The following is a 12,250-nucleotide window of genomic DNA, read 5'->3' on the forward strand; positions in this document are numbered from 1 at the left end:
GCCTTGGTTGACCGTTATTAATCAGCCTTTGCGTTTATATTTATTCAATAGCAACGCTTATTGTGCGGCGCAATATGGTTTTTATCATGTTTCGGCTACCCAGCTGCAAACCGATCGAATTGCTTAAAGTTACGGGTAGTGGAACCGTTAGAATGGTTCAAAGTGAACCGCTTTGCCGGTTAATCCAGCCACTACATAGGCATGTGTTGAATGATCGTTTCTAGCCGAATCAGGAACTTTCCTCCATATTAACAGCGGGTCAGACGACGACCCGCTGATGATGATATGTCAGCTAATGTTTAGCGATAGCGATTAAGCGAGAGGATTGCACCAATGGCAGGGACTAATAAACCATCAACGACAGCATTGTTGGGCGATAACCGCGTAAAGGTGCTCTTGGTCATCGCGATTATTGCCGTGGTCTGGGCCGCTGTGGCACACATCATTGCAGGGTCGCGGCAAGACAATTTGGAAGCACTCGAAACGAAACTGGCCGAAACCGAGCGTGAGCATCAACAGATTCAGGCGCAGATGTCTGAGGTGGAAGCCGCGGAGCTGGACTTGGCAACTCTGCAGCAGCGAATGGAAGCGCTTAAGGTTGAACAAGCTGAAGCTGAAGCCGAGCTTGCTTCAACCCGCGCAGATATTGCCAATGCTGAAGAAGATTTAACCGCTTTACGGGGTGAACGTGAAACCCGCGAAAAGGAAATGGGCACCCTCAACGAGCAGATAGATGAAAGGCAGAGTCGCCTTGAAGAGCTGAATGAGACATACGCTGACGTAGAAGCTGAAAAAGAAGAGGCCGAAGCCGCCCGCGATGAGGCTCGGCAGTCTCTTCAAGAGGCTGAAGAGGCCCGTAGCCAGGTTGAAGCAGACCTTGAAGCGCTAAACACCGAGATTGAAGAGGCCGAAGCCGCTCGCGATGAGGCTCAACAGGCTCGTCAAGAGGCAGAGGATGCCCGCAGTCAGGTTGAAGCTGATCTTGAAGCGGTAAACACCGAGATTGAAGAGGCCGAAGCCGCTCGCAGTCAGGTGGAAGCTGACCTTGAAGCGCTGAATACTCAGGTTGAAGAGGCCAATAATCAACTTTCAGTGGTCGGTGATCGGGTAAGTGAGTTAGAAACCACGCGTGATGCGCTCACCGTTGAAATCACTTCGCTTAGAGTGATGCGCGACGAAGCGCAAACGCCTGAATGATTGCCACGCCTTAACGCACTCCACCTCGCAGCGCTTTAGACGTATCTCCCCGTTAATGAAACGGGGAGGTCGTCGCCTCATTAACCGCTAAGGTTTTGTAAGCTTTGTCAGACTGTTGATCAGAAGCTTTACGTTGGCAAGCGGGGCGGCAGCAACCAGGTAGGCGTGTGTTGCGATGGAGGAGAAAAGGACTAGCGCAGCACGATCGGCGAACACCCCGTCAATCCCGGCTGTCGAAGTTACAAGTCTGCGCCCAATAGCAGGTAGCCACTCCCTATGCCGCCATCACTGCTCCTATTGCTCGCCGACGCTATCCTCATTCTTCACGTGCTGTTTGTGGCCTTCGTGGTGCTTGGTTTATTTGCCGTATACGCGGGCTATTTTCTGAAGTGGCGATGGGTGCGCAATCGCGTTTTTCGCATCGTGCACCTCTGCGCTATTGGATATGTGGTGGTACAGGCCTGGCTGGGTATAGTTTGCCCGTTGACCATCTGGGAAATGGCCCTGCGAGCAGAGGCGGGTGCCGTCATCTATTCGGGCTCATTTATTCAGTACTGGCTGCATAGCCTGCTCTATTTCACTTTTCCGGAGTGGGTCTTTGTGGTCGTTTATACCCTGTTTGGCAGCTTAGTCTTGGCGAGCTGGTTTGTAGTGACGCCTCGTAAGCGCGCTGCCTAGATGATAGGCGTGTACTAAACTTTGCGTCACACACCGCGAGTGGGGGGCGATCCCATGCGAGAAGCCAAGGTTAAACAGCCCAAGAATGACATGGTCGAACACCAACGGCCTATGCATAAGCGTGGTAAGCCTCAAACGGCTAGCCATATTCGCAACATGCTGGCGCTTCAGTATCTGAGGATCAGGACCTTGGAGCCAGACGTAATCGCGGGCGTTGATCCTGAATTTCTGCACCAATACCGGGTCAATCTGCGTCGTAGCCGGGCAGTGGGGGAGTCCGTGCACGCCATTATCCGAGTGCCAGGCCTGAAGAAGAGGCTCAAGCTGCTCAAGCGCCGCGCCCAGGCTACCAGTGATCTCCGCGATATTGATGTGTTTCTGGAGGATATGGGCAAAACTCCATCGCCGCTCTCTCCGGTTGCTCGCCAGGGATTGACGCAGTGGCTGCAGGTTAACCAGCGAGAACGGCACCAGGCGCTGTGCCAGCAATTACGCGCGCCGGCGTATGCTGAGGAGATGCAGGAGTGGCAGCACTTCATCGCTTCGGATGAGATTGGAAAGGCGCTTTCGAAACTCACCCCAAAACGCATCCAAGCAGTACTCGATGAGCGCATTGCACGCCACGATGAGGGGCTGACGGCACTCTCATTGGACGCCCACGACACCGAGTTCCATGAACTGCGTAAAGGCGTGAAGCGGCTTCGCTACCTGGCTGATCTAAATCCGCAGACCCCCGAACCATTGCTGTCTGAATTGAAGCACCGTCAGCGCCTGCTCGGGAAGTATCAAGACCTGTGTTCCCATCAGGCATTACTGGATGCTTTCTGCACAACCCCCGGTAACAACCCGCAGCATCAGCAGGAGTGTCTCGATTGGCGTACTTCATTAGAGAAGCCAAAGCTGGCGCTGCGCAAGGAAGTATTGGCGTTGAAGCCGCTGGGCAACGTAGCAGCTTGATGGCACAAGGCAGCCTTGCCGCCATCAGATCCGCGATATATGATTCGTATGCGTTTTATATTCGATTCATATATTAGGTGCTGTGATGGGTATCGTAAAAATCAATGATCAGCTGCACGAGGATATTCGCAAAGCGAGCTCGGTGATGGTGCGCTCTATCAATGCCCAAGCCGAGTACTGGATAAAAGTGGGTATGCTTGCGGAGGCCAATCCGACCATGACTTTCTCTGAGATTATGCGTGAGCAAATGAAACAAGCCGACGTTCAAGTAAGGAAGGTAGTCGGTGAGTGAGGTAACGCTGAAAAACGCGGAGGAGTTGCGCTTAATGCGTGAAGCCGGCCGGCTACTCGGATTGGTGTTCAGCCACCTTGACCAACGGGTAGCGCCCGGCGTATCCACCATGGCGATTAACGACTGGGCCGAGCGTTATATTGTCGATCAATTGGAGGCTCGCCCGGCCAGTAAGGGGCAATACGATTACGCTTACGTTTTGAATGCTTCTGTGAACCACGTAGTGTGCCACGGCATTCCTTCCGATAAGCAAACGCTCAAATTAGGCGATATCGTCAATGTCGACATTACCCTGGAGAAGGATGGTTTTATTGCCGACTCCAGCAAAATGTACCTAATCGGTGAAGTCACTCCCTATGCAAAGCGGCTGGTCGACAAGACCTACGAGGCCATGTGGCAAGGAATCCACGCGGTAAAGCCCGGTGCCACCCTGGGTGATGTGGGTTATGCGATCCAGCAACATGCTGAGAAGTATGGCTACTCTGTGGTTCGTGAGTATTGCGGCCACGGCATTGGCCGAGAAATGCATGAAGAGCCCCAGGTGCTGCATTACGGAAAGAGAGGCAGGGGCTTGGTGTTAAAAGAGGGCATGGTGTTTACCATCGAGCCCATGATTAACCAGGGCAGAGCCAAGATCAAAACCAAGCGGGATGGCTGGACGGTGGTGACCAGTGACAAGAAATTGTCTGCACAGTGGGAGCACACGATTGCCGTCACCGCTTCTGGGTTTGAAGTGCTCACCCTTAGGGATGACGAGCACATTCCTCCTGAACTCAATCAATCTGGCGAAGATCATTAGGTGCGTTAAGCTGAAAGCACGACTTTCTGCATTGAGAGGCTTTGCTTTCTATGGTTAAGCACTTGGGCAGCAACGTTTGAAAGCCAGATGAAATGGAGATCAGCGATGGCTAAAAAACCGACAAGCCGCGGAAACGGCAGCACACCTACAGGAGCAAACGGGGAGCTTGCCACCGTTTCGTGTAGTACCGAAAAACTTCTGTTGGCGGCCCTGAAACGAGGTGGTAGCTGTCTGGAAACTGGGCGCTTTCTTATCAGCTTCCGTGAAGGATGGATGGAAGAGGGTATCAAGTCGTTAAAAGCCCAAAACTTTCGGGTGGCTGATGCTCGTGACTTTACCGATCAAGCCGTCAGTTTGGAAGATGCCGGGGATGCCGAAGCAATGGTGTTTCCGGAACTAGGCGTGGCACTGTTGGGTGGTGATGCCCTGGAAAAACATGGCATGAGTGTCTTGGACAAGGTGTCAGCAGATAGTCCTATTGAAATCATTGAGCCGGAGTATTTTGCGTTTTCCGAGAACACTGATTTTAAAAACGCTGATTCTAAAAACTCTGGTTCTAAAAACTCTGGTTCTAAAAACTCGGAGTACCTTCGCGGCTTCTTGCGGGCAGCGAGCACCATCGCGCGTGATCTTGGTGTCGACCTTGATATGGATGATACTACTGGGGGCCCTGAGACTGAACCTCAGCCGTCAACATGGGGACTAACCCGTTGCAGGGTGCCCCAAAGCAGTTGGAGCGGCGCAGGCATTAAGGTGGCCGTGCTGGATACCGGAATGGATCTTGGCCACCCGGATTTCGCTGGCCGGGAATTCATTACTCGTTCATTTGTCGGGGAGCCGGTGCAAGATATGAATGGACATGGTACGCACTGTATCGGCACGGCCTGCGGCCCCCAGGTGCCCGGTGAACACACCCAGCGTTACGGTATCGCGTATGAAGCGGAGGTCTTCGTCGGGAAGGTGTTGACCAACTCGGGCAGCAGTACCGGGGCGGGCGTGTTGGCTGGCTTGAACTGGGCCATCGCCAACCGGTGTGAGGTGATCTCGATGTCGCTTGGCAGTCAGAGCCCGGTGCAAGCAGCCTACACCCATGCGGGTGAAGCGGCGCTGCGTAATGGGTGTCTCATTATCGCCGCGGCGGGAAATTCATCAACCAATACGGGCGCGCCCGCCAACTCGCCTACCGTGATGTCAGTCGCGTCTCTCGATCCGAACTTGAAGCCCTCCAGCTTTTCCAATCATGGCAAGATCGAGATTGCTGCGCCAGGGCGCGATATTTTCTCCTCCTGGCCACGGCCGACTCGTCATAAGGCGATCAGTGGCACCAGCATGGCGGCGCCACATGTGGCAGGCTGCGCAGCCCTTTGGGCACAGTCTGATGACACATTGCGGGGCAGGAAGCTGTGGCAACAGCTGATGTGGTCGGTGCAAGCGCTGCCATCGCCGGAATCCAGCGTGGGAGCCGGGTTGGTGCAAGCGCCCTAACGTTGGGCGACGCGCTGGGCAGTCTCTCCTTTCAGGCCGCCCAGCACACTCACTGTGGAGATATACCAGATGCCATCGGTAGCGCTGTGGTTGATCACTATTTCCAGTGATCAATCGATAAATGAAATGGCCGCACGCCTCAGCGAGGAAGGGCTGACCATCAAGGATATCCTCGAAGAGATTGGCTGTATAACCGGCTCGGCAGACGATGTCACGGCGGAACGGCTTAAACATATACAAGGCGTGGTGGATATTGCGCCCGATATGCAAATTGATATGGGGCCGCCGGGGGCGGATGAGGCGTGGTAAATAGAGGGGAAAAGAGATGCAGTATGCAAGCGCATTCAGTTATAAAAAATGGGCCAACATTGAGCTTCTCGCTTTCGGGGAGCGGCAACTGCATTTACTCCCTGAAGACGATGCGAATTTTTTCATTCGCATACTGAACCATACCGCCGTTGTGGATAGCTTATTTATTAGTCGCATTTCAAATACCAAAGAGCAATTTGCCGCTGATAATACGGTTGAAACGCCCTCTCTTTCTGAACTCAAGGGCAGGATGGAAGAAAATGATTCGTGGCTTGTGAACTTTGCAGAGTCGGCATCCTCAACTGACCTGGAGCGGAGCATCGCATTTCAGTTTACCGATGGTGATTATGGTCGGTTGTCCATTGATGAAATTCTTCTGCATTTATTAACGCATGGCAGCAATCATCGTGGCATGGCATCACGTGTATTGGCGTCAAATGGACTTGAACGTCCCAAGGATACTTTTTCAAGATTCTTGCATGAGCTAGAACCATTTCGAAGGAAGACTATAGAAGAGCTCAACTCTTAATAAATGGCTACCGCTCTCCAGTTGGTAATGGTCAATTCTTGGCAACGTTTAGTTACCAAGACTAAGCTCTCAATAGAGCTAAAACAGTGAAGTGCTTCCTTGGTGCGAGGCTGATGTAAGAACGCGAATAACGAAGCACATAAAACATGCCGGAATGGTGCGAATTCCACCTTGAGTGAGAAGCGACATGACAGCCCCAGCAAAGAATACCGTTTGCCTTTGGTACGATGGTAGCGCAGAAGAAGCCGCCGGTTTTTACACTGCTACCTTTCCCGATTCGTTTATCAGGGCCGTTCATCGTGCGCCGGGAGACTTTCCATCAGGCAAGCAAGGGGACGTATTAACCGTTGAATTTACTGTGATGGGAATTCCGTGTCTCGGGCTCAACGGCGGGCCTTTGTTTTCGCACAACGAGGCGTTTTCGTTTCAGGTCTAAACCGATGATCAAGCCGAAACGGATCGTTATTGGGATGCGATTGTTGGCAACGGCGGACAGGAAAGTGCCTGTGGCTGGTGTAAAGATAAATGGGGAGTCTCTTGGCAGATTACCCCGCTCGCACTGATAAAAGCGGTCACCGATCCTGATCCTGCCGCGGCCCAGCGTGCGTTTGGGGCGATGATGCAGATGAGGAAAATCGACATCGCTGCAATTGAGGCGGCGCTACGCGGTTGAAGGTTGGGCTGATTTATGCGTGATTTAGGAGTTGGCCCAGCTGATGAACCCCGACTGCCAGATCAAACAAATCACCCAGGACGATTTGTATCTAATGGATGCTTTATTGGAAACCTTTGAGGAGGTTTTCGATGAAATGGCTACCTATGTCGGAAATCGACCTACCCCTGACTACTTGCGACAGCTCCTTGGCAGCGATAACTTTATTGCACTCGTAGCCTTAAAAGAGAAGCAGGTTGTGGCAGCTCTTGCTGCCTACGAACTCAAGAAATTTGAGCAGCAACGAAGTGAAATCTATATATACGACCTCGCTGTTTCGGCATCACACCGGCGACAAGGGATTGCAACTGCATTGATACAGCATCTCGGGAAGTTGGCGGCGAAACGTGGTGCGTATGTCATCTTTGTTCAAGCCGATGAAGCAGCCATTGCCTTATATTCCAAACTTGGAAACAAAGAAAATGTTCTGCATTTCGATATTCCCGTACTGCGTTCTCACCAATAGCCAAGACTCGCGATAGTTTGTCCGGTGTGGAACTTCACTGCCAAGCCGCTATAGCAGCGTAATAAAGGAGAGCAGGTGTGTTTGAGTACACGTTGTTTCATTGGATCACTTTTCTGACCGCGGCTGTGCTTTTGAATATTTCTCCTGGGCCGGATATTGCCTACATATTAGGACAAACATTACGTAGCGGACGACGACAAGGGTTTGCCGCTATGTTGGGGATTTGGACTGGGGCAGCAATGCATGTCGTCATGGCTGCAGTTGGCCTTTCGGCCATTCTAGCAACATCAGCGCTGGCGTTCTCGATTGTTAAATGGGCCGGGGCGGCCTATCTAATATGGCTTGGCGTGAAAATGTTGCTGTCACGGGGAGATCAGTTTGTCTCTGCCGAAAAGCAAGGCAACAAGAGCCTATCTGCCGTTTATTGGCAGGGTATGCTTGTGTCAGCACTGAACCCTAAAGTGGCTATATTCTTCCTGGCTTTTCTGCCGCAATTTATCGTAGAAGGCGCTGGCCCAGCAGAAGCTCAGCTGTTATTACATGGAAGCCTGATTATTGTAGTGGCAGCAGGCATCGAGCCTCCTTTAGTAATTGCAGGTGCAAAATTGGGTGATTTGCTGAAGAGAAAACCACGCGTTGGCTTATGGATGGATAGAAGCCTTGGGGCACTTTTCATAGCTTTGGGGGCAAGGCTTGCTGCTAGTGCTAAGTAGGTGAAGTGTTTACTCCTGGCTTTCGAGAGTTAGGCACTTATTTCTATATAGCCCCGGGAGTTGATGATGTCCGCCTATGCTGTTGCTCTGATCCGCGAAACTCGATTCGATCTTGAGATTCAACAGTACTTAGAGCGCATTGATGAGACGCTCGCTCCTTTCTCGGGTAAATATCTTATTCACGGCGGGCCCTATACTCCACTCGAAGGTTCCTGGTCTGGCGATATGGTGGTCATTGAGTTCCCTACAATGGAACAAGCCCAAGAGTGGTACGACTCGGCTGCTTATAAAGCGATTCGCCCATTGCGTATTCGGCATACCGAGGGCGATGTGCTGTTGGTTCAGGGCGTTCCAGAAGGCCATAAAGGTGCGGACATCCTGTGCTAGCGATCTCCGCACCGAACAAGCTGGTTATTTATGACCTTAGTGCCTTTTCCTCTATTTAGGCCGATTCGGCTACTGGTGCGACTTTGAACGCCTCCTGTAATTCATCGACCAGAGCTTCAACTTTGCGTAATGCCTCAGCTACCGACTTAGCCAACACCTCCCCACCCACTTCCTGCCCTTCAATGGCAATGTAGTGAAGGCGGGTAATCCCAATAAACTCCAGCGCCGTGGCTAGGTTAGGTTCTAAATGGTTCATATGCGACATTTCACCGCCAGGGTCAAAGCCGATACCACCCCTGGCCGTAAGAATAACCGCATGCCTTGGCCGATCTGTTAGTTTCGGAACGTAAGGGTCGGTTGGGTTGCTCGCATCGATTTCCACTGTCCTGCCAGCGCGTACCACTTGGTCGACCCATGCTTTAAGGGGGGCAGGCATGCCGAAATTGTAGAGTGGCGTGCCGATCACGAGAATGTCCGATGCAATCAGTTCATCTACCAATAGATCGCTTTCTGCTAGCGCGTTTTTCATCCAAGGCTCTAGATGTTCCTCAGGCGTAAAGGCGGATGCAACCCAGTCATGGTTGATAAAAGAGGGTGGATATTGACCTATATCCCGGTAGGTGACGGTGTCTTGAGGACGGCTGGATTGCCACCGATTTATAAAGTGGTGAGTCAGGTGACGGCTGTGGGATCCGTGCTCGTCTTTTCCCGCTATACCGGGGCGGGCGCTAGCGTCTAGTTGCAAGATGTGTGTCATGGCCATCTCCTTTTTGAGATAAATTCATCTATGATTAACAACAGACTTAGCGTAGGTCTTTATTAATGGGCCAAACAAACGATCTTTTCTTGCCTTGATAGATGAGCAAAACTCATTCATGAGCCATCGACAATTACCCTCACTTTCGGCACTTCGCGCTTTCGAAGCTGCTGCTCGCCATGAAAGCGCCAAGCAGGCAGCCCAGGAGCTTTCCGTTACCGCAACTGCCATCAGTCACCAGATTAGGGGACTTGAGGAGTCGCTGGGTATTTCTCTATTTGTGCGTAAGCCCCGTCAGTTGGAACTAACATCTCAGGGTCGCGAGCTGTTACAGGTACTGGAAACCGCATTTGATAGCATTAACACTGTTGTCGAGGGGCTGAGTGCTTTACCAGTTCGCCAAACCGTCACCCTTTCAACGACGCCAGCGGTTGCGGTGCGCTGGTTGCTGCCATGGGTATGTTTGCTGCGCGACTCTCATCCGGATATTGATCTGCGCGTTCATGCTTCACATGAGCCAGTAGCGCTCGATGGGGTAACCGCCGATATTGCCATTCGTTATGGCGATGGCCGTTGGCCAGGGCTGGTAGCGGAAAAACTGTTTGATAACACCTTCATCCCAACCTGCAGCCCACGCCTTGGCTTGCACGATGTAACACAGCTACCGGCGCACCCGCTGATTCACTTTCGCAATCAAGGGGCGGTATCTTCGCCGTTGGATTGGGCTGTTTGGCAGAAATTGGCAAAAGTGCCCGGTTTGGACGTGAGTGCCGGCCTGGTATTTTCAGATGAGACCCACGCTATTTCGGCCGCCATCGGTGAGCAAGGGGTGGCGCTGATGAGCCGGCAGTTGATTAAGGATGAGCTGGAGGAAGGGCGCTTGGTGCAGCCTTTCGGGCCGGAATTTGAAGGCAAACCGTTTTATCTGGTCTACCCAGAAAGCCGACGGCATGATCCGACGATACTGGCTATTCGGGAGTGGGTGTTGGCGGTGCCAGGCGGGCTATGCACGTTATCGCGGTGACAGTGTGAACGGGGGGCCCTTAGCGCAGTCGCCATGCTTTAATTCTCCAGAGAGGGGAAGGAAGCATGGCGAACAAACCAGTTATTTAGCTGCTGAAAGGTATCCAAATTTCACGCTGGCTCTAACTGCGGTAAATGGCGAGCTATTTCTTCCAGGTGCACATGTCCCGTACCGCAGCAGCCGCCCCAGATGTCCATGTGAGGATAACGGCGACCAACATCTGCCATTAACTCGCCCAGCTCCTTCGGATCGCCTTCTTCGAGATGTCCAAGCTTGCACAGTGAAATCTTGTCCATCTTGGCCGCGTTTGGTCGAATCGAGCGAATTCGACGTATCCACTCTCCACCATCCAGTGCCGGTTCAAACTCATACGGGTGTGAGCAGTTCAGCGAATAGAATGCCGGGGAGCTCTCTGTTGCCGCATCAACGATGGCTATAGCCTCAGCGAGTGAAACCCCACTCTTTAGGCGGTGAGATGAGTCCAGCGTAAATGATATAGCCACCGGCAACCCGATATGTTGTGCAGCTCGGATAACACCTATTGCTTCAACAGGATTGTTAAATGTGACTGCCCACGCCAGATCTACCTTCGCACGCTTCAATGTTTCCAGCTGGACGCTGTGATAGTCCTCGGCTTCCTCAGCCGTCATGTTACGGTTGAGGCCATAGGCATCTCCCCGTGGCCCTACATAGCCGCTGAACAATGCTAGTGGAATATCTTCCCTATATTCAGCTGCGACGTCGCGTAGAAATTGGATTGAGTGCAGATTGGCTTCGGCGAGGGCCGCGGGTGAATAGCCAAGCTTTGCGCCCCAATCTGGACTCGCGCGGTAATCAAAGCCGCCGATCAGAGCAGAACGCTTGTGACTGGCTACCACATCTAAATAGCGACGGTACATCCCACGTATGGCCTGGGCAGCATCGCTTTTTTCTAGAAGTGGGAACATAGCAAATTCAGGTAAATCGAACCCCCATTTATACATAATTTCAGTTTCGATTCCGCCTTCAGTGAGAAAGTAGCGGCCAGGGATGGGCTCAGGAAATGACGTTGTTTTCATTGGTTATCTCCGATTGGTAATGGCGTTAATGAATTGCGCTATTATTTTCAAGGAGACACTTGTCCCCATGTCCTGAAAATAGCTGAGCCACCCCAGCGGCGATAGGCTACTTGAGGGCAGGTATTTTTATTTTAAAAATATTATTATTTTCAATTGGTTAAGATGGAATTTGTGAGATGGTGAGTATTAGTGAGAGCGACAACTGTACTCGCGGTACAGTCGCGAATCGGGAGGTGGCGAATGTCTAGAGTCAGATCAAAACGTGAGTTGATTCTTGATATAGCCCAGGCAGGTATTCTGTCTAAAGGGTTCGGGGCTACGTCGATTGACGAAATTATTGCTGAAGCGGAAATAACCAAAAGCGGCTTTTTCTACCATTTTAAGGACAAGAACGAACTCGCTCGAGCTCTCCTGCAACGCTACCTTGATACTGAAGAGGCTATTTTGGATGATGTTTTTAGTCGAGCACGTGAATTGCACGACGATCCCTTACATGCTTTCCTCATAGGGCTGAAATTGCTGGCGGAAATGATGATGGATCTCCCCAAGGGACATCCGGGATGTCTGGTGGCAACAGTCGCGTATTCCGAGAGAATGTTCGACCGCAATGTTAGGACGCTCAATCAGCAGGCCATCTTGGTCTGGCGAAAACGCTTTCTGGTTATATTGCAGGAGATAGCGGCGATCTATCCCCCTCGGGATGACGTCGATCTCAGAGCGGTCGCAGACATGATATCAAGCACTGTTGAGGGTGGGATCGTTCTATCGAGAGCGGTTGGCGAGCCTAAGGTGCTAAGCGAGCAGATTATCCTTTTACGCTCTTACATCAAGCTGCTCTTTAATCGTTCCTCCTGATAAGAGCCGATACGCTCAGGCAGCCATGTGTG

The 12,250-nt window shown here is 51.9% G+C and carries 15 protein-coding genes and 1 pseudogene; 14 read left to right on the forward strand and 2 right to left on the reverse strand.

Annotation, left to right across the window (positions count from 1 at the left end):
• Nucleotides 1-333 precede the first annotated feature (333 nt).
• From AC5TBW_RS07790 to AC5TBW_RS07845, 12 genes and pseudogenes are all read left to right on the forward strand, one after another.
• Nucleotides 334-1,197 (forward strand): hypothetical protein, encoded by an 864-nt coding sequence (locus tag AC5TBW_RS07790; RefSeq protein WP_495511508.1) that lies wholly within the window; start codon nucleotides 334-336, stop codon nucleotides 1,195-1,197.
• Nucleotides 1,198-1,473: 276 nt separating this feature from the next.
• On the forward strand, nucleotides 1,474-1,875 hold the full coding sequence (locus AC5TBW_RS07795; RefSeq protein WP_495511509.1) for a DUF2784 domain-containing protein: 402 nt from the start codon (nucleotides 1,474-1,476) through the stop codon (nucleotides 1,873-1,875).
• A gap of 54 nt (nucleotides 1,876-1,929) precedes the next feature.
• A complete protein-coding gene (locus AC5TBW_RS07800; protein ID WP_495511510.1) occupies nucleotides 1,930-2,832 on the forward strand; it encodes a CHAD domain-containing protein in 903 nt (300 codons plus the stop codon).
• Nucleotides 2,833-2,917: 85 nt separating this feature from the next.
• Complete coding sequence (locus AC5TBW_RS07805; RefSeq protein WP_495511511.1) at nucleotides 2,918-3,124, forward strand: ParD-like family protein; 207 nt, start codon at nucleotides 2,918-2,920, stop codon at nucleotides 3,122-3,124.
• Nucleotides 3,117-3,923, forward strand: coding sequence for a type I methionyl aminopeptidase (gene map, locus AC5TBW_RS07810; RefSeq protein ID WP_495511512.1), 807 nt, complete (start codon nucleotides 3,117-3,119; stop codon nucleotides 3,921-3,923). The genes AC5TBW_RS07805 and map overlap by 8 nt, the downstream gene beginning before the upstream one ends.
• 105 nt (nucleotides 3,924-4,028) lie before the next feature.
• A complete protein-coding gene (locus AC5TBW_RS07815) occupies nucleotides 4,029-5,408 on the forward strand; it encodes a S8 family serine peptidase (protein ID WP_495511513.1) in 1,380 nt (459 codons plus the stop codon).
• Between the two features lie 69 nt (nucleotides 5,409-5,477).
• Nucleotides 5,478-5,717 (forward strand): hypothetical protein, encoded by a 240-nt coding sequence (locus tag AC5TBW_RS07820; RefSeq protein WP_495511514.1) that lies wholly within the window; start codon nucleotides 5,478-5,480, stop codon nucleotides 5,715-5,717.
• Nucleotides 5,718-5,733: 16 nt separating this feature from the next.
• Nucleotides 5,734-6,246: a DinB family protein gene (locus AC5TBW_RS07825; protein WP_495511515.1), complete on the forward strand. Its 513-nt coding sequence runs from the start codon at nucleotides 5,734-5,736 to the stop codon at nucleotides 6,244-6,246.
• Nucleotides 6,247-6,433: 187 nt separating this feature from the next.
• A pseudogene (locus AC5TBW_RS07830) lies at nucleotides 6,434-6,919 on the forward strand (VOC family protein).
• Nucleotides 6,920-6,962: 43 nt separating this feature from the next.
• Entirely contained in the window at nucleotides 6,963-7,424 is a 462-nt protein-coding gene (locus AC5TBW_RS07835; protein ID WP_495511516.1) for an AAC(3)-I family aminoglycoside N-acetyltransferase, read from the forward strand.
• A gap of 77 nt (nucleotides 7,425-7,501) precedes the next feature.
• Nucleotides 7,502-8,137: a LysE family translocator gene (locus AC5TBW_RS07840; protein WP_495511517.1), complete on the forward strand. Its 636-nt coding sequence runs from the start codon at nucleotides 7,502-7,504 to the stop codon at nucleotides 8,135-8,137.
• A gap of 66 nt (nucleotides 8,138-8,203) precedes the next feature.
• Nucleotides 8,204-8,524 carry a DUF1330 domain-containing protein gene (locus AC5TBW_RS07845; protein ID WP_495511518.1) on the forward strand — a complete coding sequence of 107 codons (321 nt, stop codon included), beginning with the start codon at nucleotides 8,204-8,206 and terminating at the stop codon, nucleotides 8,522-8,524.
• A 55-nt stretch (nucleotides 8,525-8,579) separates the two neighbouring features.
• On the opposite strand, the gene AC5TBW_RS07850 is transcribed toward AC5TBW_RS07845, so the two are convergent.
• On the reverse strand, nucleotides 8,580-9,281 hold the full coding sequence (locus AC5TBW_RS07850; protein WP_495511519.1) for an FMN-dependent NADH-azoreductase: 702 nt from the start codon (nucleotides 9,279-9,281) through the stop codon (nucleotides 8,580-8,582).
• 118 nt (nucleotides 9,282-9,399) lie between these two features.
• On the opposite strand from AC5TBW_RS07850, the gene AC5TBW_RS07855 reads away from it, so the two are divergent.
• Nucleotides 9,400-10,305: a LysR substrate-binding domain-containing protein gene (locus AC5TBW_RS07855; protein WP_495511520.1), complete on the forward strand. Its 906-nt coding sequence runs from the start codon at nucleotides 9,400-9,402 to the stop codon at nucleotides 10,303-10,305.
• A gap of 110 nt (nucleotides 10,306-10,415) precedes the next feature.
• Here the strand turns inward: AC5TBW_RS07855 and AC5TBW_RS07860 are convergent, their stop codons facing one another.
• On the reverse strand, nucleotides 10,416-11,363 hold the full coding sequence (locus AC5TBW_RS07860) for a homocysteine S-methyltransferase family protein (RefSeq protein ID WP_495511521.1): 948 nt from the start codon (nucleotides 11,361-11,363) through the stop codon (nucleotides 10,416-10,418).
• Nucleotides 11,364-11,603: 240 nt separating this feature from the next.
• Here AC5TBW_RS07860 and AC5TBW_RS07865 point away from each other — a divergent pair, with 240 nt between their 5' ends.
• Complete coding sequence (locus tag AC5TBW_RS07865; RefSeq protein ID WP_495511522.1) at nucleotides 11,604-12,218, forward strand: TetR/AcrR family transcriptional regulator; 615 nt, start codon at nucleotides 11,604-11,606, stop codon at nucleotides 12,216-12,218.
• Nucleotides 12,219-12,250 lie beyond the last annotated feature (32 nt).

It is taken from the genome of Vreelandella sp. ssv (assembly GCF_059448525.1).